General features: G+C 36.6%; 21 protein-coding genes and 1 pseudogene. All 22 read left to right on the top strand.

Annotated features, from left to right (window positions below):
• The coding region (locus tag STRINF_RS09720; RefSeq protein ID WP_006532963.1) for a glycerophosphodiester phosphodiesterase at window positions 1-980 on the top strand (980 nt) is incomplete at its 5' end.
• Between the two features lie 36 nt (window positions 981-1016).
• Entirely contained in the window at window positions 1017-2231 is a 1215-nt protein-coding gene (locus tag STRINF_RS09715) for a pyridoxal phosphate-dependent aminotransferase (RefSeq protein ID WP_006532962.1), read from the top strand.
• Window positions 2232-2436: 205 nt separating this feature from the next.
• Window positions 2437-3222: a GTP-sensing pleiotropic transcriptional regulator CodY gene (gene codY / locus STRINF_RS09710; RefSeq protein WP_006532961.1), complete on the top strand. Its 786-nt coding sequence runs from the start codon at window positions 2437-2439 to the stop codon at window positions 3220-3222.
• Complete coding sequence (locus STRINF_RS09705; RefSeq protein WP_006532960.1) at window positions 3222-3770, top strand: cysteine hydrolase family protein; 549 nt, start codon at window positions 3222-3224, stop codon at window positions 3768-3770. Before codY ends, STRINF_RS09705 begins: the two co-directional genes overlap by 1 nt.
• 176 nt (window positions 3771-3946) lie before the next feature.
• Window positions 3947-4249, top strand: a complete 303-nt coding sequence (gene gatC / locus STRINF_RS09700) for an Asp-tRNA(Asn)/Glu-tRNA(Gln) amidotransferase subunit GatC (protein ID WP_006532958.1) — start codon at window positions 3947-3949, stop codon at window positions 4247-4249.
• Window positions 4249-5715, top strand: coding sequence for an Asp-tRNA(Asn)/Glu-tRNA(Gln) amidotransferase subunit GatA (gene gatA / locus STRINF_RS09695; protein WP_006532957.1), 1467 nt, complete (start codon window positions 4249-4251; stop codon window positions 5713-5715). Before gatC ends, gatA begins: the two co-directional genes overlap by 1 nt.
• On the top strand, window positions 5715-7157 hold the full coding sequence (gatB, locus tag STRINF_RS09690) for an Asp-tRNA(Asn)/Glu-tRNA(Gln) amidotransferase subunit GatB (protein WP_006532956.1): 1443 nt from the start codon (window positions 5715-5717) through the stop codon (window positions 7155-7157). Before gatA ends, gatB begins: the two co-directional genes overlap by 1 nt.
• A gap of 219 nt (window positions 7158-7376) precedes the next feature.
• Complete coding sequence (locus STRINF_RS09685) at window positions 7377-8288, top strand: DMT family transporter (protein ID WP_006532955.1); 912 nt, start codon at window positions 7377-7379, stop codon at window positions 8286-8288.
• Between the two features lie 171 nt (window positions 8289-8459).
• On the top strand, window positions 8460-9368 hold the full coding sequence (locus tag STRINF_RS09680; protein ID WP_043878461.1) for a DMT family transporter: 909 nt from the start codon (window positions 8460-8462) through the stop codon (window positions 9366-9368).
• Between the two features lie 59 nt (window positions 9369-9427).
• A pseudogene (locus STRINF_RS09675) lies at window positions 9428-10063 on the top strand (MFS transporter); the annotation flags it as partial.
• 311 nt (window positions 10064-10374) lie between these two features.
• Window positions 10375-10902, top strand: a complete 528-nt coding sequence (locus STRINF_RS09670; RefSeq protein WP_006532952.1) for a hypothetical protein — start codon at window positions 10375-10377, stop codon at window positions 10900-10902.
• 139 nt (window positions 10903-11041) lie between these two features.
• Complete coding sequence (locus STRINF_RS09665) at window positions 11042-11569, top strand: YqeG family HAD IIIA-type phosphatase (RefSeq protein ID WP_174221229.1); 528 nt, start codon at window positions 11042-11044, stop codon at window positions 11567-11569.
• Window positions 11569-12687: a ribosome biogenesis GTPase YqeH gene (gene yqeH, locus STRINF_RS09660; RefSeq protein WP_006532950.1), complete on the top strand. Its 1119-nt coding sequence runs from the start codon at window positions 11569-11571 to the stop codon at window positions 12685-12687. Before STRINF_RS09665 ends, yqeH begins: the two co-directional genes overlap by 1 nt.
• 114 nt (window positions 12688-12801) lie before the next feature.
• Window positions 12802-13116, top strand: a complete 315-nt coding sequence (yhbY, locus tag STRINF_RS09655) for a ribosome assembly RNA-binding protein YhbY (RefSeq protein ID WP_014335233.1) — start codon at window positions 12802-12804, stop codon at window positions 13114-13116.
• A gap of 66 nt (window positions 13117-13182) precedes the next feature.
• Complete coding sequence (locus STRINF_RS09650; protein WP_006532948.1) at window positions 13183-13821, top strand: nicotinate-nucleotide adenylyltransferase; 639 nt, start codon at window positions 13183-13185, stop codon at window positions 13819-13821.
• Window positions 13811-14404, top strand: coding sequence for a bis(5'-nucleosyl)-tetraphosphatase (symmetrical) YqeK (yqeK, locus tag STRINF_RS09645; protein WP_006532947.1), 594 nt, complete (start codon window positions 13811-13813; stop codon window positions 14402-14404). The genes STRINF_RS09650 and yqeK overlap by 11 nt, the downstream gene beginning before the upstream one ends.
• A 60-nt stretch (window positions 14405-14464) precedes the next feature.
• A complete protein-coding gene (gene rsfS / locus STRINF_RS09640; RefSeq protein WP_006532946.1) occupies window positions 14465-14818 on the top strand; it encodes a ribosome silencing factor in 354 nt (117 codons plus the stop codon).
• 60 nt (window positions 14819-14878) lie between these two features.
• Entirely contained in the window at window positions 14879-15616 is a 738-nt protein-coding gene (locus STRINF_RS09635; protein WP_006532945.1) for a class I SAM-dependent DNA methyltransferase, read from the top strand.
• 271 nt (window positions 15617-15887) lie between these two features.
• Window positions 15888-18641 (top strand): DNA methyltransferase, encoded by a 2754-nt coding sequence (locus STRINF_RS09630; RefSeq protein ID WP_006532944.1) that lies wholly within the window; start codon window positions 15888-15890, stop codon window positions 18639-18641.
• Entirely contained in the window at window positions 18634-20553 is a 1920-nt protein-coding gene (locus STRINF_RS09625; protein ID WP_006532943.1) for a DEAD/DEAH box helicase, read from the top strand. The genes STRINF_RS09630 and STRINF_RS09625 overlap by 8 nt, the downstream gene beginning before the upstream one ends.
• Complete coding sequence (locus STRINF_RS09620) at window positions 20550-20828, top strand: hypothetical protein (RefSeq protein ID WP_006532942.1); 279 nt, start codon at window positions 20550-20552, stop codon at window positions 20826-20828. The genes STRINF_RS09625 and STRINF_RS09620 overlap by 4 nt, the downstream gene beginning before the upstream one ends.
• 386 nt (window positions 20829-21214) lie before the next feature.
• Window positions 21215-22078 carry a GIY-YIG nuclease family protein gene (locus STRINF_RS09615; protein WP_006532941.1) on the top strand — a complete coding sequence of 288 codons (864 nt, stop codon included), beginning with the start codon at window positions 21215-21217 and terminating at the stop codon, window positions 22076-22078.
• Window positions 22079-22124: the final 46 nt, after the last annotated feature.

The following is a 22124-nucleotide window of genomic DNA, read 5'->3' as shown; positions in this document are numbered from 1 at the left end:
TTTGGGGTGTTCTTTTTGCAGGACGTTTGGTCTTCAAGTTAGCTTTTCTTTCCTATTTATTAAAAGGTTTTGACGACGAAGCTTCTCAAAAGCTGCCGATAAAAGAAAATAAAAAGCAACATCGCATGTTAGCTTTGACTGGACTTTTACTAGTTATTGGTGGTATTAATTTTACATACAATGCTTTGAAAGCTTCTGGAGGACCTTCAAAAAACTTATCCGTTATCGGACACAGAGGCATGGTTTCTCAAGGTGTTGAAAATTCTTTAGAGTCTTTAGAAGCAGCTGCCAAGGCAGGGGCGACTTATTCAGAATTAGATATTATCTTATCAAAAGATGGTCATTTTATTGTCAGTCATGATGATAATCTTAAACGTCTGACAGGGAAAAATATTACGATTTCTCAATCTCAAGCTGAAGATATCCTTGGTTTGAAGATAAAACAAAATGGTCATGAGTCACACTTGATTTCTTTTGAAGACTATGTGGCTAAGGCGAAACAACTAGGTATTAAGTTGTTGGTGGAGTTGAAACCAACTGGAAATGAACCTGACAATTATGAGCAACTCTTTGTGGATAAAATGAAGGAGTTGCATGTTGCCTCTTCTTATCTGGTTATGTCATCTGACTTGAAAACCATTGAGAAGGTCAAAAGGCTTGATTCTGCTATTCAGTCTGGTCACACCATTTCCTTCCAACTGGGTGATTTTACAAGTCAAAAAGTGGATTTTTATGCAATTGAAGACTTCTCTTACAATGAACTTCTAGCGCGTAAAGCTCACCAAAATGGTAAGAAAATCTACGTCTGGACAATCAATTCTAGAGACGATATTGAAAGGTATTTAGAAACGAGTACAGACGGTGTTATTACAGACTATACAACTAGCGTTCGGAAAATTGAAAAAGAGCTGGCAGCTGATGACAGTTATCTTGATTATTTTTTACGATTAACGAACCTTTCTTGGATTGAAAAATTATAAAGGAAAGTTTATAATGTTTGAAACGAGGTAAAATCTATGAAAATATTTGATAAATCTTCAAAGCTAGAACATGTTGCATACGATATTCGTGGGCCAATTCTTGATGAAGCCAATCGTATGATTGCTAACGGTGAGAAAATTCTTCGCCTTAATACCGGAAACCCAGCTGCCTTTGGTTTTCAAGCCCCAAATGAGGTTATCCGTGACTTGATTGCTCACGCTCGTAATAGTGAAGGGTATTCTGATAGTAAAGGGATTTTTTCTGCTCGTAAAGCTATCATGCAATACTGTCAGTTAAAAGGATTTCCACATGTGGATATCGATGATATTTATCTAGGAAATGGTGTCTCTGAGCTTATCTCAATGTCACTTCAAGCCCTTCTTGATGATGGTGATGAAGTCTTGGTGCCAATGCCTGATTACCCATTATGGACAGCTTGTGTCAGCCTTGCTGGGGGAAATGCCGTTCATTACCTTTGTGATGAACAAGCTAATTGGTATCCTGATATTGATGACATCAAATCCAAAATCACATCAAATACCAAAGCCATTGTCATCATTAATCCAAATAACCCAACAGGTGCTTTGTATCCCGATGACCTTTTGAAAGAAATCGTGGAAATTGCTCGTCAAAATGACTTGATTATTTTTGCAGATGAAATCTATGACCGTTTGGTTATGGATGGCAAAAAACATACTGCCATTGCTAGCTTAGCACCAGATGTTTTCTGTGTGTCAATGAATGGTTTATCAAAATCACACCGAATTTGTGGTTTTCGTGTTGGTTGGATGGTCCTATCAGGTCCAAAACAAAACGTTAAAGGATACATTGAAGGACTTAACATGTTAGCCAATATGCGTCTTTGCGCAAACGTCTTAGGACAAAATGTTGTTCAGACTTCTCTAGGTGGTTATCAATCAGTCGATGAACTTTTGATTCCTGGTGGTCGTATCTATGAACAACGTAACTTCATTTATAAAGCAGTAAATGAAGTCCCTGGTTTGTCTGCAGTGAAACCAGAAGCAGGACTTTACATTTTCCCTAAAATCGACCGTGACATGTATCAAATTGATGACGATGAACAGTTCTGTTTAGAACTGCTAAAACAAGAAAAAGTCATGTTGGTTCCAGGTAAAGGTTTCAACTGGAATGAACCTGACCACTTCCGAATTGTCTATTTGCCACGTGTTGAAGAATTAGCTGAGGTTCAAGAGAAGCTAACACGCGTTCTTAGTCAGTACAAACGTTAAGGATTAATTCATTAGAATGATATCGCTTTTTTAGCTTGATAAGGCTTTAAAAGCGAACATTCTAATGATTTTTTTAATTAAATTCAGGTCAAAAAGTATCCGCTTACAAAAATATCAGAAGATACAGAAATTTTCTGATAATTGTTTGCAAAATAAGGGTTCCTTTGATATAATTGTAACGCAAATAACGCAAAGGAAGTAGAAAATGCCGAATTTATTAGAAAAAACACGTAAGATTACATCAATTTTGCAACGCTCTGTTGACAGCCTAGATACTGAATTGCCATATAACACAATGGCCGCTCAACTTGCTGACATTATTGATTGTAACTCTTGCATCATCAATGGGGGAGGAACCCTTCTTGGTTATGCAATGAAATACAAAACTAATACTGACCGTGTTGAGGAATTCTTTCAAGCAAAACAATTCCCAGAAAGTTATGTGAAAGCGGCTAGTCGTGTTTACGATACTGAAGCTAACTTGTCTGTAGATAATGATTTGACAATTTTCCCAGTTGAATCAAAAGATATCTATCCTGATGGATTGACAACAATCGCCCCAATCTATGGTGGTGGTATGCGCCTTGGTTCTCTTATCATTTGGCGTAATGATGAAGAGTTCTCCGAAGATGATTTGATCCTTGTTGAAATTGCCTCTACAGTAGTTGGTATCCAATTACTTAACCTTCAAACTGAAAACCTTGAAGAAACTATTCGTAAACAAACAGCTGTTAACATGGCCATCAATACTCTTTCTTATTCAGAAATGAAAGCTGTCTCAGCTATCTTGGGTGAACTGGACGGAACTGAAGGTCGCTTGACTGCATCAGTTATCGCTGACCGTATCGGTATCACACGTTCAGTTATCGTTAATGCTCTTCGTAAATTGGAATCAGCAGGTATCATCGAAAGCCGTTCATTGGGTATGAAAGGTACATACCTTAAAGTCATCAATGAAGGTATCTTCGACAAATTAAAGGAATATAATTAATGACAAAAGCTCTTATTTCAATTGATTATACCTACGATTTTGTAGCTGACGATGGTAAATTGACTGCTGGAAAACCAGCGCAAGCTATTGAAGATGATATTGTCCGAGTAACTAAAGAAGCGTATGAAGCTGGAGACTATATCTTCTTTGCCATTGATGCTCATGATGAAGGTGATGATTTTCATCCAGAAGCAAAATTGTTCCCGCCACATAATATCAAGGGGACAAGTGGACGTGATTTGTATGGTAAACTAGCCGACTTGTATGAAACAATCCAGTCAGATCAACGTGTCTTTTGGATGGATAAACGTCATTATTCAGCTTTTTCAGGGACTGATTTAGATATTCGACTCCGTGAACGTCGTATCACAACAGTAGTTTTGACAGGTGTTCTAACGGATATTTGTGTATTACACACAGCTATTGATGCCTATAATCTTGGGTATGATATTGAGATTCCTGTTGCGGCAGTAGCAAGCTTAACACAAGAAAATCATCAGTTTGCTTTAAATCATTTCAAAAATGTTTTAGGTGCAAAGATTATTTAAGTTGAAAGAAGTGGATGACCACTTTTTTTTTGCTTTAGAAGAAAAGTGTGAAAAATTCTCTGGAAGGAGCTTTCTCACTTTCTTTTACATGTTAAAGAGTCTTAAATTGTGGTATAATTTTAAGGACTATATTGTAAATTTGGTTTACGATTTAATTTAATCAAGGAGAGATAGAGATGAAAATTTCTGAAGAAGAAGTTCGTCATGTAGCAAATCTGTCAAAATTGTCATTTTCTGAAGAAGAAACAACAGAATTTGCGACAACTTTGTCTAAGATTGTCGATATGGTAGAACTCTTGAACGAAGTTGATACAGAGGGTGTCCCTGTAACAACGACAATGGCAGATCGTAAGACTGTTATGCGCGAAGACGTGGCAGTAGCTGGTGACGATCGCGATGAGCTCTTTAAAAACGTGCCTCAATCTGAAAATTACTATATTAAAGTTCCTGCTATCTTAGAAGACGGAGGAGATGCATAATGTCATTTAATACAAAATCAATTGATGAGTTGCACAATCTTCTTGTCAATAAAGAAATCTCAGCAGTTGAATTAACAAAAGCAACACTTGAAGATATTAAAGAACGTGAAGCAGCTGTTGATTCATTCATCACTGTTTCTGAAGAAGCTGCGCTTGCACAAGCAAAAGCTATCGATGAAAAAGGAATCGATGCTGATAATGTGATGTCTGGTATTCCTTTGGCTGTTAAAGATAACATTTCAACACGTGGTATTTTGACTACAGCTGCATCTAAAATGCTTTACAACTACGAACCAATTTTTGATGCGACTGCTGTTGAAAAACTTTACGGCAAAGATATGGTGGTTATCGGTAAAACAAACATGGACGAATTTGCCATGGGTGGTTCAACTGAAACATCATACTTCAAGAAAACTAAAAATGCTTGGGATCAAACTAAAGTCCCTGGTGGGTCATCTGGTGGTTCTGCAACAGCTGTTGCCTCAGGTCAAGTTCGTTTGTCACTTGGTTCTGATACTGGTGGTTCTATCCGCCAACCAGCAGCCTTCAACGGTGTCGTTGGTTTGAAGCCAACTTATGGTCGTGTGTCACGTTTTGGTTTGATTGCATTTGGTAGCTCACTTGACCAAATTGGTCCATTTGCCCAAACTGTTAAAGAAAATGCGCAATTGTTGAATGTGATTGCTGGCCACGATGCTAAAGATGCAACTTCATCTGATCGTGAAGTTCCTGATTTTACTGGTAAAATCGGTCAAGATATTAAAGGCATGAAGATTGCTCTTCCAAAAGAATATCTTGGTGAAGGTATTGACCCAGAAGTTAAAGAAACAATTCTTAATGCTGCAAAACATTTTGAAAAACTTGGAGCTACTGTTGAAGAAGTTAGCCTTCCACACAGTAAATATGGTGTAGCGGTTTATTACATCATTGCCTCATCAGAAGCTTCTTCAAACTTGCAACGTTTCGATGGTATCCGCTATGGTTACCGTACTGAAAACTATAGCAACCTTGAAGATATTTACGTGAACACTCGTAGCGAAGGATTTGGTGATGAAGTAAAACGTCGTATCATGCTTGGTACATTTAGCTTGTCTTCAGGTTACTATGATGCTTACTTCAAAAAAGCTGGTCAAGTTCGTACATTGATTATCCGTGATTTCGAAAAAATCTTTGCTGACTACGACCTCATCTTAGGTCCAACAGCACCAAGCGTTGCATTTGATTTGGATTCACTTAACCATGATCCAGTTGCAATGTACTTGGCTGATATTTTGACAATTCCTGTTAACTTGGCTGGTCTTCCAGGTATCTCAATTCCTGCAGGATTTGCTCAAGGTCTTCCAGTTGGTATGCAATTGATTGGTCCAAAATACAGTGAAGAAACAATCTATCAAGCTGCTGCAACCTTTGAAGCAACAACTGATTATCATAAACAACAACCGATTATTTTTGGAGGTGACAAATAATGAACTTTGAAACAGTCATCGGGCTTGAAGTCCACGTTGAGTTAAATACAAATTCAAAGATTTTTTCACCGACATCAGCACATTTTGGTAATGAACAAAATGCCAATACAAATGTTATCGACTGGTCATTTCCAGGTGTTCTTCCTGTGATGAATAAAGGTGTTATTGACGCTGGTATTAAAGCAGCCTTGGCACTTAACATGGATATTCACCAAAATATGCACTTTGACCGTAAAAACTATTTCTATCCTGATAATCCAAAAGCTTACCAAATTTCACAATTTGATGAACCAATTGGATACAATGGTTGGATTGAAATTGAACTTGAAGACGGTTCAACTAAGAAAATTCGTATCGAACGTGCTCACTTGGAAGAAGATGCTGGTAAAAACACTCACGGTACTGATGGTTATTCCTATGTTGACCTTAACCGTCAAGGTGTGCCGTTGATTGAAATCGTTTCAGAAGCTGATATGCGTTCACCAGAAGAAGCTTATGCTTACTTAACAGCTCTTAAAGAAGTCATCCAATACACTGGTATTTCTGACGTTAAAATGGAAGAAGGTTCTATGCGTGTGGATGCCAACATCTCTCTTCGTCCATATGGTCAAGAAGAATTTGGTGTGAAAGCTGAATTGAAAAACTTAAACTCATTTAACAACGTGCGTAAAGGGCTTATCTATGAGCAAAAACGTCAAGCGCAAGTGCTTCGTTCAGGTGGTCAAATTCAACAAGAAACTCGCCGTTACGATGAATCAACTGGTGAAACAATCTTGATGCGTGTTAAGGAAGGGTCATCAGATTATCGTTACTTCCCAGAACCAGACCTGCCACTTTACGAAGTGTCAGACGAATGGATTGAAGAAATGCGTCAGACTCTTCCAGAGTTTCCAAAAGAACGTCGTGCTAAATACATCAATGAATTTGGTTTGACAGCTTACGATGCTGCTCAATTAACTGCAACAAAAGCAACTTCTGATTTCTTTGAAAGTGCAGTAGCTCTTGGTGGTGACGCTAAACACGTTTCTAACTGGTTGCAAGGTGAAGTGGCTCAATTCCTTAACAGCGAAAACAAAACACTTTCTGAAATCTTGTTAACACCAGAAAACCTTGTTGAAATGCTTGCAATCATTGCTGATGGTACCATTTCATCAAAAATTGCCAAGAAAGTCTTTGTTCACTTGGCTAAAAATGGTGGTTCTGCGCGTGAATACGTTGAAAAAGCTGGTTTGGTTCAAATTTCTGACCCTGCAGTGCTTATTCCAATTATTCACCAAGTCTTTGAAGACAATGAAGCTGCCGTTGCTGACTTCAAGTCAGGTAAACGTAATGCTGACAAAGCCTTCACTGGATTCTTGATGAAAGCCACAAAAGGTAAAGCAAACCCACAAGTTGCCCTTACATTATTGGCACAAGAGTTGGCAAAATTGAAAGAAGACTAAAATCATTTAAAATCATCCTTCGGGGTGATTTTTTTAGTTAGTACACGGTCAGATGTTAGTCAAAAGCTCAGCAAGTGCTGGTTTTTTTATAATGCACAAAACTGATAGACTTTTTAGAAAGATTACTTTACAAAAAGTGTGAGAATGGGTGTGTTTTCTAGCTGCTAAATGTCTTATACTTGGAGCTGAATTTTATTTGGTAAGGTAGATGGAGTTAAGATGAATAAGATGTTTAAGGGAACTATTATGGTTCTTGTTGCAGGGATATTCTGGGGGATTTCTGGGGTTTCTGGGCAATATTTGATGGCTCATGGAATGAATATCGACTTATTGTCTTGCGTGCGTTTAATTACTGCTGGTGTGATAATGACGACTATTGCAGCACTCAATCAGCGTGAGACGTTTTTGAAGGCTGTGACGTCACTAAAAGCACTTGGTGGTATTGCCATTTTTTCACTGATTGGGCTTGTGATGAATCAGTATGCTTATCTAAGAGCAATTGAAAGCACAAATGCAGGGACAGCAACGGTTATACAGTATATGGCGCCAATTCTTGTTCTGGCCTATGTCTCTTTGAGAAAGAAACAACTGCCAAGAGGAAGTGAAATATTGGCGATTATCTTAGCGGTTTTAGGAACTTTTATCATTGCAACGCATGGGCACCTTGATGGGCTAGCTATCACACCATGTGGCTTTGCTTGGGGATTGTTTTCAGCGGTAACTTATTCGTTTTATATTATTTTACCGGCGAAATTAATTCGTGAGTATGGTAGCTTCACAGTGATTGGTCTTGGAATGATCATGAGTGGCGTTGCTTTTCCAATTTTGGTAAACCCATGGCAATATAAGTTGGTGCTAAATCCTGGGAATTTGCTAGGTCTGTTTGGAATTATCATCGTTGGTACAGTTTTTGCGTATAGTTTGTTCTTGATGGGGACTTGTATTATCGGCCCAGTCAAAGGAAGTCTACTTGCAGCCATCGAGCCAGTTTCATCTGTCTTTTTCTCAGTAACAGTCATGCATGAAATTTTTTACCCGATGGATTTTCTTGGAATGATTTTCATTATTGCAGCAGTTATTTTGATTTCGCTACGTGATTTGGTTGTGGTGAATAAACAAATACATCAATAATGATTTAGAAGTTATGGTTGCTTAGGTGCAGTCATAACTTTTTTAGTATTCGTGTAATAAAGAATTTTTAGAAATATTATTTTATAAAAATATGGTGTTAGGGTCATGACGTCTTTTTGGTAAATGTGTTATACTGGTACTCGCACATTATTGGAGAAGGTGATTAATAACATGAATAAAAATCTTAAAGGAAGCATCATGGTATTCATCGCAGGGATTGCTTGGGGACTTTCTGGGGTCTGCGGGCAATTTTTGATGTCTCGTGGAATGAATGTTAGTCAGTTGATTAGCATGCGTTTGCTGATATCTGGAACTGTGTTGACAGCCATTGCTGCTACAAAATATAGAGAGAGCTTGGTGAAAATCTTGCGTTCAAAAGGAGCGCTTGTAGGAATTTTGCTTTTTGCAGTTCTCGGTTTTTTGATGAACCAGTATTCTTACTTAGTAGCAATTGATTATACCAATGCAGGAACAGCGACGGTTTTACAATACATGTCACCGATTGTTGTTTTATTTTTTGTCGCATTAAAAGAAAGACGAATTCCAGAAATCAATGAGTTTTTAGCCATTTTCTGTGCTGTGCTAGGAACTTTTATCATTGTGACACACGGTCGTCTAGATGGTTTAGCGATTACTCCTAAAGGACTTGTCTTTGGTCTACTTTCTGCTGTCACAGCAGCTTTTTGTGTTGTTTTGCCAGCAAAATATGTCCGTGAATATGGTAGTTTCCCAGTCATTGGACTTGGGATGCTCATGGGTGGGGCAATTTCATTTTTTACAACGCAGGCTTGGCAATACCCACTTGTTTTAAATCAAGGAAACTTGATTGGACTCTTTGGTATCATTGGTATCGGGACAATTCTTAACTACAGTTTATTCTTTATGGGAACAGCAATTATTGGTTCTGTCAAAGGAAGTTTGATAGCGGCAGTTGAGCCGATTTCATCTGTTGTGTTCACAGTTATCCTGATGCATGATGTCTTTTACCCAATGGATTTTATTGGAATGTTACTGACTATCGTTGCTGTACTTCTCATCTCACTAAGAGATTTAATAACATTACGCAGACGATTACGATAATACTTAAAAACATGGTGATAGTTATTTGCCGTGTTTTTTTGTTTTCAATTCTAGAACAGCCAATTGTTAACTTATCTATTCTTAAAAATGGTAAATTTACTGGACATGTTATTGCTTTCTTCCTGTTTCAAATTGTCAATCTAGGAATGTCCTTTATTATCCTGAATTACATTCAGCTAGTAAATCATTCAAGTTCAACTGTCGCAGGTCTTTTAGTCTTTCCAGGAGCAATTATTGGTGCCTGCTTTGCACCATTTAGCGGTCGAATTTTAGACCGCTTAGGAGCGAAAAAACCGATTATCTTTGGAGTAAGTATGCTTGTTCTTGCTCTTTATCTTTTTAGTGTATTTGGCCGTCATTTGTCAAATACTTGGCTGATGATTTTCTACATTATCTCAATGGCAGGGACTGGAATTGCTTTTGGTAATATTATGACTAATGGTCAAAAGCAAGTCACTCTTGAAGAACGAGCAGATGCCAATGCATTTTTTAATACTTTGCAACAATTTGCAGGCGCCGTTGGAACAACGATTGCTTCATTAATTGTCGCTTTAAGTCAAACAAACTCTGCCATTAGTTTCTCTGCAGCAACTGCTAAAGGGTCACGTAACGCCTTTATCGTCTTATTAATTTTAGCTGTTATCCAACTTATCATTTTGTTACGAGTTGTTGATGGTAAACAAAAAGAAGCTTAGATATTATCAAATATGAGGTTGAGCGGGTTCGTCTCACCTCTTTTTTTTTGACAGATTTTGAGAAAGTCATTGACAAGCTTTATTGCGATATTTATAATGAAATTTGTTAAAAATGGAGGAAAATAATTATGAAGAGTATCGGAAAAGCTTTAGGAAAAGAAATTGCTAGAATTTTAGTTATCCTTGCTGTCATTGCAGCTGTTGTCTTTTATTTGAAAGGTAACAATTGGTTTTAAAAAATCTTTGAAGGTGATACAGAAGCTAAATATGAACATGTTGTCGAACGTTTCTCAAAGAAAAATGAATTACTTGTGGCTGAGGCAGCAGCAGAGACTACGCAAACTCAAAGATTTAATTCAAATACAACAAAAGATTGGCCAGATTGGACAAAGACAATTGCTGATTTGATTGTTAGTCGTAAACTGGAAGTGAAAATTCCTGTAAAAACAGAATTTAAGCTAGAATTGGCAGATATCTCTAAAAACGATATTGACATCAAAAATAATGTTTTGACGTTCAAAAATCCTTTAACTGTAAAAGTGGATTCACAAAAAGAAGGAGAACTTGAGATTTTAAAAGCTTCTTCTGGAATTGTTGATAAAGCAGTTGATGTTGTTACTTCGGATAAAAAAGCAATGGAATTTTTGGATAAGAAAAGCCAAACTGCTATCTATGAAACAAGTAATGACGTTATGAAGCAAGAAAAATATCAGAAAAAGGTAGCCAAATACATTAGTCAGGATTTGGAACAATTACTGAATCTCAAATCTAACGATAAAATTAGTGTTAAAGTCAATGTTTCAGATTTGAAATTTGAAAATATTGACCCGAAAGAATAAGACATCTATGAAGCTGGGGTAGAAAGGATTATCCCAGCTTTTTAGTGAAAAAATCCTAATATAGAAGCATTTTTCAATTCGCCATATTTTGGCAAATATGTTAAAATAAATAGTAAAATATATTTTTTTGGAGAGTAATTTGAGTATAGACGATTATAGGCCGACCTTCGTGGTTGAGGCAGTTTATGATTTAAAAGCAGATGATTTGTTGCGACATGGGATTCATGCCGTTTTAGTTGACTTAGATAATACACTAATTGCATGGAATAACCCAGATGGAACACCAGAAGTTAGGGCATGGTTGGATGAAATGACCATGGCTGATATTTCTGTGGTTGTCGTATCAAATAACAGTTATTCACGTGTTGATCGTGCGGTATCACGCTTTGGTGTGGACTTTGTTAGCCGTTCAATGAAACCTTTCACACGTGGTATTAATAAAGCCATCAAGCGTTATGGATTTGACCGTGATGAAGTTATCATGGTTGGTGACCAGTTGATGACAGATATTCGTGCGGCGCATCGTGCAAAGATTCAATCTGTTTTGGTGAAACCTTTGGTTAAATCTGATGCTTGGAATACTAGAATTAATCGTTGGCGTGAACGTCGTGTTTGGGCTAAACTTGAAGAAAAATACGGAAAAACCCAATATCAAAAAGGAATTTAATGGAAGAATTATTATGTATTGGCTGTGGAGCCAAAATTCAAACAGAAGATAAAGAACAAGCAGGATACACACCGAAAGCAGCTCTTGAAAAGGGCTTAGAGACAGGTGAATTGTATTGTCAAAGATGTTTTAGATTACGTCACTACAATGAAATCACTGACGTGCACATTACTGATGACGAATTCTTGAAACTTCTTCACGAAGTTGGGGATAGTGATGCACTTGTAGTTAACGTTGTGGATATTTTTGATTTTAATGGGTCAGTTATCCCAGGTTTGTCACGTTTTGTATCTGGCAATGATGTTCTTCTTGTCGGAAATAAAAAAGACATTTTGCCAAAATCTGTTAAGACAGGTAAAGTCACTCAATGGTTGACTGAGCGTGCCCACGAAGAAGGTCTTCGTCCAGTCGATGTTATCTTGACTAGTGCGCAAAATCATCAAGCCATTAAAGACTTGATTGAAAAAATTGAAAAATTGCGCAAAGGTCGTGATGTCTACGTCGTTGGTGTTACAAACGTTGGTAAATCAACACTGATTAATGCTATTATCAAAGAAATCACAGGAGAAAAAGACATTATCACAACGTCTCGTTTCCCTGGAACAACGCTTGATAAAATTGAAATTCCACTTGATGATGGTTCTTACATTTTTGACACACCAGGTATCATTCACCGTCATCAAATGGCGCACTACCTTGGCGACAAGAATCTAAAATACATCAGCCCGAAAAAAGAAATCAAACCAAAAACTTACCAACTTAATCCAGAACAAACTTTGTTCTTGGCTGGTTTGGGTCGATTTGATTTTATCTCAGGTGATAAACAAGGTTTCACAGCTTATTTTGATAATAATTTGAAATTACACCGTACTAAATTAGCTGGTGCCGATGCCTTTTACGACAAACACGTTGGTAGTCTTTTGATACCACCAAGTGACAAAGAATTGGCTGAGTTTCCAAAATTGGTCTGTCATGAATTTACCATCAAAGATAAAATGGATGTGGTTTATTCAGGACTTGGTTGGATTCGTATTAAAGCCTCACAAGATAAACCTGTGAAGATTGCAGCTTGGGCACCAGAAGGTGTAGCTGTTCTTCTTCGTAAAGCGTTGATTTAAGGAAAATAAAAAGAAAGGAAGTTCAAGTCAATTTTACTTGATTTGAGCCTGGGCTAGCAATCAGATGACTATCTAGTGACATCTGCTTTTGATAATGCCCTCAGAGTTATAGATATGTTAACATCAAAACAACGTGCTTTTTTGAAATCACAAGCACACTCAATGAAACCAATTGTACAAATTGGGAAAAACGGTCTTAACGACCAAATTAAAACAAGCGTCCGCAATGCATTGGATGCGCGTGAATTAATTAAAGTCACTCTTCTTCAAAATACTGATGAAGACATCCATGAAGTGGCTGAAATCTTAGAAGATGAGATTGGTTGTGATACAGTACTAAAAATCGGTCGTATCATTATTCTTTACAAAGAATCATCTAAAAAACAAAACCGTAAAATCTCACCAAAAGTAAAAGAACTTAATAGATAGTCTGTTTTTAACGGGCAATGTAGTTGAATGAGCTTGGTATGTAATACCTAGATAGGAGGTAGTCGTATGGCATTAGAATTAGTTACTCCATTTACCAAAGTGGAACTGGAGAAAAAAGAAAAAGATAAAAATCGTAAGCAAATTGGTATTTTGGGCGGAAATTTTAACCCTGTCCACAATGCTCATCTCGTGGTTGCTGATCAAGTTCGCCAACAATTGTGTTTGGACAAAGTTCTTCTTATGCCCGAATATGAGCCACCACATCTTGATAAAAAAGAAACGATTGATGAAAAACACCGCTTGAAAATGCTTGAGTTAGCAATTGAGGGTGTTGAAGGTCTGGATATTGAAACAATCGAATTAGAGCGTAAAGGTATCAGCTACACTTACGATACCATGAAACTTTTAATCGAAAAAAATCCAGATGTGGATTATTATTTCATTATCGGTGCTGATATGGTTGATTACCTTCCAAAATGGTATAAGATTGATGAATTGATTAAAATGGTTCAATTCGTTGGTGTGCAACGTCCTAAATACAAAGCAGGAACATCATATCCTGTCATTTGGGTAGATGTGCCAATGATGGACATCTCATCAAGTTTAGTTCGTCATCATTTTGAAATTGGTTGTCGACCAAACTTTTTGACACCACCAGCTGTTATCGACTACATTGAGAAAGAAGGTCTTTACCGTGACCTATGAGACATACACAGCGGGAATCGAACGTGCTGAGCTTTTAGAAAAAGTTGCATCAGCCATGAGCGAGAAACGTTTTAAACACGTCCTTGGTGTGGAAAAATCAGCGATTGAACTAGCCGAGCGTTATGGCTATGACACTGAAAAAGCTGGACTAGCTGGTTTGATTCATGATTATGCCAAGGAATTTTCTGATCAAGAATTTTTAGACTTGATTGACAAGTATAATCTTGACCCAGAACTCAAAAAATGGGGCAACAATGTCTGGCATGGCATGGTTGGTACTTACAAGATTCAAGAAGACTTGGGTGTGACAGATAAGGAAATCTTGCGTAGCATTGAGACGCATACTGTTGGCTCTGGAGCCATGTCATTGCTTGATAAGATTATCTATGTCGCTGATTACATTGAGCCAGGTCGCCGTTTTCCATTGGTGGAAGAAGCGCGTGTGATTGCTAAAGAATCGCTTGATAAGGCAGTGGCTTATGAAACGGTTCATACCGTTGAGCACCTTGCACACCAAGCCTTTCCAATCTTCCCACAAACCATTGAAACCTATAACGCGTATGTCGGTTATTTGAAAGACTAGTTTGAAGAATCATCTGACATTGGTAAGTCGGATAGTTATAAGATTGAAAGAGGATTTATATTGACTAAAGAAGAACTTTTAGCTGTTGTTGTTAAAGCAGCTGATGAAAAACGTGCAGAAGATATGGTCGTTTTGGACCTTTACGGATTGACTAGTGCAACTGACTACTTTGTGGTCGTTAGCGCTATGAACACTCGTCAATTGGACGCTATTGCAGAAAATATCCGTGAAAAAGTTAAAGAAGCTGGTGGCGACGCTAGCCATGCTGAAGGTGATAGCCGTACTGGTTGGGTACTACTTGACCTTAACGATGTTGTTGTTCACATCTTCTCAGAAGACGAACGCGAACACTACAATATCGAAAAATTGTGGCATGAAGCACCAATGGTCGATGTGTCAGAATACCTTGTTTAAGGACAATCTTACCTTGCCTTGCCATTTGGCAAGGTTTTTGAAACTTGAAGAGAAACGAAAATGAACAAAAACTACGAAAAATTCGCATCAGTTTACGATGCCATCATGGATGACAGCCTTTATGATAAATGGACTGATTTTTCGCTTCGCCATTTTCCAAAAGATAAGAAAAAACTCTTGGAATTAGCCTGCGGAACTGGGATTCAGTCAGTACGCTTTGCTAAAGCTGGTTTTGATGTGACAGGGCTAGATTTGAGTGAAGATATGCTTGAAATTGCTCGAAAACGCGCTAAAGTAGCTGGAGAAGACATTGAATTCAAACAAGGTAACATGCTTGATTTGTCGCAAGCTGGTAAATATGACTTGGTGACATGCTATTCAGATTCTATCTGTTATATGGCTGATGAAGTTGAAGTCGGTGATGTCTTCAAACAAGTTTACGACAGCTTAAATGACGGCGGTGTCTTCATCTTTGACGTACACTCAACTTATAAAACTGATACTGTCTTTCCTGGCTATTCTTACCACGAAAATGCGGAAGAATTTGCTATGGTCTGGGATACTTACGCGGATGACGCACCACACTCAGTTATCCACGAATTAACTTTCTTCTTGCAAGACGAAGACGGGCGCTTCACACGCTACGACGAAGTCCACGAAGAACGCACTTACGAAGTCTTGACTTACGACATCCTCTTGGAACAAGCAGGCTTCAAATCATTTAAACTCTACGCTGATTTCGAAGATAAAAAGCCACGCAAAAAATCAGAACGCTGGTTCTTTGTGTGCCAGAAGTAGGGGAGAAATAAAAAGAAGGTTATCTATTGAAATAATAGTATCACCTTCTTTTTTAATTTACGCAGACAATTTTTATAAAATGCGGTAAAATAATAATAAATTAAAAGTTTTAAGGAGCTTCAAAAATGGCGAAAACCCTTGCGGCTGTATATATATATATATATCAATGCTACGCATAATGTAATAAAAAGTAAACTAAATATAAAAATTAACCTGTCAGAAAAAATGGCAGGCTTTTTGCGTTGTTCACTTCTAAATTGTGAGGTGAATCATGGCTAAGTTAGATATTGTTTCTATTGAGGATAAAACAAAAGAGCTATTAGAAAACTTAGATGAATCTGGCTTTTTCTATGATTTTCTGGGGCTGTATGATTTTCCTAAAGCAACTTTAACAAGACTACGTAAGAATAATGGAAATGAAGTGAAAAATAAAGCCTTATTTGAAGTTATTGGTCAAGGACAGTCTGTAGTAGCAAAAGTAGCTGAAATGGAAAAAGCTTTATCTAGTAAGAAATCTAAACCTCGTATTTTAATTGCGACTGATTTTGAGGAGCTTGCTGCCAAAGATATTCAAACGGCTGATACATTGAATATTTCTTTAAAAGACTTGCCTGCTTATGTTGACTTCTTTTTACCATGGAATGGTGTTGAGAAGGTAGATTATGCCAAAGAAAATCCGGCTGATATAAAAGCTGCTGCACGATTCACGCGTCTATATGATGAACTTCGTCAGATTAATCAGTTTTCTGATCAGACAACAGAGGAAAAAGAGTTTAATCTGTTCTTGATTCGGTTACTCTTCCTTCTTTTTGCGGAAGATACAGAGATTATGCCCAAAGGTATTTTTACAAATGCTATCAAGACTCGTTCAGCTGAAGATGGCTCAGACTTAGATAATTTGATTAATAAGATTTTTGCAAGTTTGGATGTTGCTAATCGTTCTAGTCAGGAAAAATGGCTTCAAGAATTTCCATATGTTAATGGTAAACTTTTCACAAAAGCTCATACGGCGCTTGTATTTGATAGAAAAACAAGAAAGCTGATTATTGAAGCAGGTGAGTTGCTGAATTGGAATGAAATCAATCCTGATATTTTAGGAGCCATGATTCAGACTGTGGCTAGTAAGGAACAACGTTCTGTTTCTGGTATGCACTACACTAGTGTTGAAAATATAATGAAGGTCATTAAACCTTTATTTCTTGACGATTTAACAGCAAGTTATCAAAATCTTGTTGATAAAATCAATGAAAACGAAGACAAGGATATTACCGATAAGACTAGATGTGAAAATCGTAATACTTTCATTCGTGAACTTGAAAGTCTTTTGGATAGAATCTCTAATATCAAATTCCTTGATCCAGCTTGTGGTTCTGGAAACTTTCTTATCATCACTTATAAAGAAATTCGACGTTTAGAGGTTAAAATTCTAAAATCACTTCGTGAGTTGAGACAAGATGGAACAATTGATTTCTTTGAAACCTCTAAAATAAGTCTGAATCAATTTTATGGAATTGAGTTAGATGATTTTGCTCATGAAGTGGCTCGATTATCTTTATGGATTGCTGAATATCAGATGAATTTAGAAGCGGAAAATGAAATTAATTTAAAATCTGCTTTTCTTCCTTTACGTGATGCGGGAAATATCACACAAGGAAATGCTTTGCGCTTAGATTGGAATGAAATTTTACCACATCAAAGCGACGATGAGATTTATCTCATTGGAAATCCACCTTATATTGGAGCAAAACTGCAAAATAAAGAACAAAAGGAAGATTTGAAAGGAGCGATTGGAGAACCTTTCAAATATAAATTAATGGATTATATAGCTGGTTGGTTCTTCAAAGGTGTTGATTTTATTAATTCTGCAAGCAGTAAACTGGCTTTTGTAACGACTAACTCTATTTTTCAAGGAGAACAAGTTTCTTATATCTGGAAAGAATTACTGACTAAGGCAACTATTGATTTTGCTTATACATCCTTTAAATGGGGAAATAGTGCTGCTAATAATGCAGGAGTTACGGTTGCCATTGTAGGATTAGCAAATGAAGACAATAGTAAATCTGATAAGTATATTTTTGATAAGAATCTAGCTAGACTAACTGTTAATAATATTAATGCATACTTAGCAAGTGGTGAAAATATTATTGTAGAGAAAAAACGACAACCATTAAATGGACTTCCTAAGATGGTCTTTGGGAATATGCCACGAGATGGCGGTCATCTAATTATTGATACATTAGAGGAAAAGAGAAGTTTGTGTGCAAATTATTCCGAACTTCAAAACTATATTAGGACTTATATTGGCAGTGAAGAGTTTATTAATGGAAAATCACGTTATGTTTTCTGGCTAGATAAAACTGATTATTGTGCTGTTGAACATTTACCAGAGATTAAAAAAAGGGTTGAAGCTGTAAAAGTTATGAGGTTAGCTAGTAAAAAAGCTGATACGCAAAGGGCTGCAGAGTATCCATATGCTTTTGTTGAACGTAATCGTTACGACGAGGCTTACGCCACTTTTAAAGCTTCTGGTGAAGATGAGTTCTTGCAAATCCTTGTTCCTGGTACATCTTCTGAGAATCGTGATTACGTGCCAATGGGATTTGTTGGTGAAGATACTATTATTTCAAATTCTGCATATGTTATTTACAATGCTCCCATCTGGCTTTTAGGTTTGCTTGAATCTCGCATGCACATGGTTTGGCTGAGAGCTGTTGGTGGTAGGCTTGAAACTCGTTATCGCTATTCTGCAGGGCTTGTCTACAATACTTTCCCTGTTCCGGAGTTATCGACAAGACGTAAAAATATGATTGAAGAGCAAGTCTTTGAGATATTAGATTTACGTGAGGAGTTAGGTGGTACCTTAGCTGAGCTTTACCACAAAGGTACGATGCCAGATAGCTTACGTGACGCTCATAAAAAACTTGATGAAATTGTCGAACGTGCTTATAAAGATACAACTTTCAACTCTGATGAAGAAAGACTTAGCCACCTTCTCAAACGTTATAAGGAGATGACACATGAGTAAAGTTTTTGAAATTAGCTATGAACAAAAAGGAACTTCTGTGAATACCAATGAACTAGGTATGCGAGAAATGCAGGCTAAGGTTTACAAAAAGCGAACAAAACAGCATCTCCTAGTTAAAGCGCCGCCTGCTTCTGGAAAATCTCGTGCTTTGATGTTTGTTGCTCTTGATAAACTCAAGAATCAAGGGCTTAAGAAAGCAATCATAGCTGTTCCAGAAAAATCTATTGGAAAATCTTTTCGTTCTATTGAATTGAAAAAATTTGGCTATTACTGGGATTGGGTAGTCAAGGACGAAAATAACTTAACAACTTCTGGTACAGCAAAAAGTAAGGTGCAAAAATTTATCGATTTTATGCAGTCGACTGACCCTTCAGATGATATTTTAATCGCAACGCATGCGACACTGCGTTTTGCTTCGGAACAATTAGATGCTAGTGATTTTGATGATTGTCTATTAGCTATCGATGAATTTCACCATGTATCTCAAGATGATAATTCTGTTCTTGGTGAAGTTCTTCGAGATGTTCTAAGAAATTCAACAGCTCATATTTTTGCTATGACAGGTTCATATTTTAGAGGTGATAGCATCCCTATTCTTGATACTCAGGATGAACAACTATTTGACCGAGTGACCTATACTTATTATGAGCAACTTGAAGGCTATAAATACCTTAAATCCTTTGCTATGGCGTATAAATTCTACAGAGGACAGTATTTTGAAGCACTTGAGGAGCTTGTGCCAGAATTTATTGATAAGAAAACAATTATCCACATTCCTAATGTCAATTCAGTAGAGTCAACGAGAGATAAATACGGAGAAGTTGACAAAATCTTAGATATACTTGGAACTTATCTAGAAAAAGATGAGCATGGTATTATTTATCTAAAAACGAAAACAGGACGTATCTTGAAGATAGCTGACTTGGTTACAGAAGAAGGTCGAAATGGTGTGGCTGGCTACCTTTCTAAAATGGATAAAGTCGAAGACTTAGACATGATTATCGCGCTTGGTATGGCAAAAGAAGGATTTGATTGGCCATATGCTGAATATGCTTTAACGATTGGTTATAGGTCATCTTTGACTGAAATTGTTCAGATTATTGGTCGTGTTACTAGAGATAGTTTTAATAAAAGTGAAGCTGTATTTACAAATCTTATCGCTGAGCCAGATGCTGAAAGTGACGAAGTTCAGTATTCCGTGAATAATATCATGAAGGCTATTACTGCAAGTCTTTTAATGGAAAATGTTTTAGCACCATCATTTAAATTTAAACCCAAAGATAGAGATGACCAAAAAGCAAGTGGTGCTGATATTTATATTAAAGGACTTAAAGAGCCATCAACTGAACGCAGTAAACAAATCATAGAAAATGATATGGTTGAATTAAAAGCATCAATCTTACAAGATGATGTTGTCCAAGCAGCAATTTCAGCGGGTGCTGATACTAAGCTTATTAATAAGCAACTCATTCCTCGAGTTATTACAACTTCTTATCCTGATTTAACACAAGAAGAAGTTGATGAGGTTCGTCAGCATGTTGTGGTGGATTTGAACCTTTCAAATGCTAAAAAAGATCCAGAGAATAAACAACTTCTTAAAATGGCTGATAAATTTATCAATATTGATGATTTATCAATAGATTTAATTGACCAAGTGAATCCATTCCAATCAGCGTATGAAGTCATTTCACGTGATGTTGATTCTAAAACGTTTCAGCTAATTGAAAGAGCTTTTGATGCTAAAAAATATGAGTTTACCAACGACGAACTTCGAATGCTCTATCCTCAAATCAAAGCGTTTAAAGCTGAATTTGGTAGACCACCTAAAAAAGATTCTAAAGATATAGGCGAACAGCGTTTATATTACGCATTGGTAACATTAGCTCGATTAAGACAGGAGAAAAGTAGTTGATTGAAAATTTCGCAACACTAGAAGATATTTTTGCAGATAGTTCATTTGATGAACTTGTGAAAGAAATTCGTCCGAAGAAAATTGATAGACTTGATCCTGATATAGAAAAATTTCAAGAAATTGTTGAATGGGTCAGGGAGAATGGCAAAGAACCAACCAAGTCGCGTAATATGAAAGAACGAAAATTATATTCACGACTCAAAGGCATTCGAAATAAACCTGAAGACTGGTCAAAATACCTAAACTATGATGTTTTTGGATTACTGAAAAAGTAATCTTTTGACAGATGATTATCATTTTGATACACTGAGACTACAAAAAAGGAGCTAGATAATTATCCAGCTCCATCGTAGAGCCATTTCGGTGGTTTACAGTTTTAAGTACAAAATACCGTCAGCTGTCCCAAAGCAATGACGGTATTTTATTTGTCTTTAAGTGTTATGATGACTATTACTAAGCCAAACAAGTCTACAAGAAACTTGCAAAAGCAATCATGACTAGTAGTGCATCAGCAACAGACAAAAATGTTCCTCTTTTCCAACAGATTTTGTGTCTATTATCATAGGCACCATCTCCTAGGAAGTATTGGAACCACCGTCGTAGCTTCTCTACACTGAATAATTCGATTTTTAGTTTGAAAATCTATTAGAAGGAGGATTTTATGTTCGATGATTTAGATGATATTTTATCTGATGACAGCCTTTTTGAAGGTCTAGAATTAGATAGTAAACTTTTTAATTCAAAAAGATATAAAAGAACTGTTAGTGTCAAAACCAAGTCTCATCAGCGTAAATCTATGGGAAATCATTTTAGTTATTATAAAAATCTTTTTATGGCTGTTAGGGCTGATTTGGCAGATGGTAGTCGTCAAATACGTAATATTTCAGATGTTGAAATTAGTCAAAAGAGTCCGATTAAACAAGGAAATTTCTATATTGATAATGGTGTAATGCTGTACGTGGATAAAATTTATAATCCTGAGACAGGTCAAGAAGTATCAGAAAGTACAGACAGAAAGTACAAAGTTCATACAGTGTATGAAAATGGTACTGAAAACTTTATTTGGCTTCTTAGTTTAGTATCTTCTCTTTATGATAAAAAAAGAAATGGTCGTTTGGTAACTGAAAAAATCGAAGATTTAGAGATTATGGGTAAGAAGCATATCACGACAGGATATATTTATGTTGTTAAGTATGCAGGAAAAGATGAACGTTTCTTAAAAATGGAAAATCTTTATAAGATTGGTTACGCAAAAGATATTACAAAGAGATTATCGAATACTGAAAATGAATCAACTTATTTATACTCACCTGTAAAATTAGTTACAAGTTATGAAATTCAGAATATAGATGCCAGAAAAGTTGAAACTTACCTGCATCATGCTCTGGCTGATAAGCGTTTAGAGCTTTCTCTTATATCAGCATCAGGAAAAGAAATTACAGTCAATGAATGGTTTGCTGTTAGTTTGGATGAAGTATCAAAATTGGTTCAAGAAATGGTTGTTAAGCTTCAAATGAATAGTTAGTAAATTGATATATTTAAGTATTTTACAAGTGTTTCTCATTATATCT

It is taken from the genome of Streptococcus infantarius subsp. infantarius ATCC BAA-102 (assembly GCF_000154985.1).
GTDB classification, from domain to species: domain Bacteria; phylum Bacillota; class Bacilli; order Lactobacillales; family Streptococcaceae; genus Streptococcus; species Streptococcus infantarius.
Note: the sequence above shows the minus strand (reverse complement) of the source record. Positions and strands in the feature narration are given on the sequence as shown.

Coding starts and splice junctions, on each gene's coding strand:
- STRINF_RS09680 (WP_043878461.1), top strand. CDS start 8,460: ATGAATAAAAATCTTAAAGGAAGCATCATGGTATTCATCGCAGGGATT.
- yqeH (WP_006532950.1), top strand. CDS start 11,569: ATGGAAGAATTATTATGTATTGGCTGTGGAGCCAAAATTCAAACAGAA.
- STRINF_RS09650 (WP_006532948.1), top strand. CDS start 13,183: ATGGCATTAGAATTAGTTACTCCATTTACCAAAGTGGAACTGGAGAAA.
- codY (WP_006532961.1), top strand. CDS start 2,437: ATGCCGAATTTATTAGAAAAAACACGTAAGATTACATCAATTTTGCAA.
- STRINF_RS09685 (WP_006532955.1), top strand. CDS start 7,377: ATGAATAAGATGTTTAAGGGAACTATTATGGTTCTTGTTGCAGGGATA.
- STRINF_RS09625 (WP_006532943.1), top strand. CDS start 18,634: ATGAGTAAAGTTTTTGAAATTAGCTATGAACAAAAAGGAACTTCTGTG.
- STRINF_RS09635 (WP_006532945.1), top strand. CDS start 14,879: ATGAACAAAAACTACGAAAAATTCGCATCAGTTTACGATGCCATCATG.
- gatC (WP_006532958.1), top strand. CDS start 3,947: ATGAAAATTTCTGAAGAAGAAGTTCGTCATGTAGCAAATCTGTCAAAA.
- yhbY (WP_014335233.1), top strand. CDS start 12,802: ATGTTAACATCAAAACAACGTGCTTTTTTGAAATCACAAGCACACTCA.
- STRINF_RS09615 (WP_006532941.1), top strand. CDS start 21,215: ATGTTCGATGATTTAGATGATATTTTATCTGATGACAGCCTTTTTGAA.
- gatB (WP_006532956.1), top strand. CDS start 5,715: ATGAACTTTGAAACAGTCATCGGGCTTGAAGTCCACGTTGAGTTAAAT.
- STRINF_RS09705 (WP_006532960.1), top strand. CDS start 3,222: ATGACAAAAGCTCTTATTTCAATTGATTATACCTACGATTTTGTAGCT.
- STRINF_RS09715 (WP_006532962.1), top strand. CDS start 1,017: ATGAAAATATTTGATAAATCTTCAAAGCTAGAACATGTTGCATACGAT.
- gatA (WP_006532957.1), top strand. CDS start 4,249: ATGTCATTTAATACAAAATCAATTGATGAGTTGCACAATCTTCTTGTC.
- STRINF_RS09630 (WP_006532944.1), top strand. CDS start 15,888: ATGGCTAAGTTAGATATTGTTTCTATTGAGGATAAAACAAAAGAGCTA.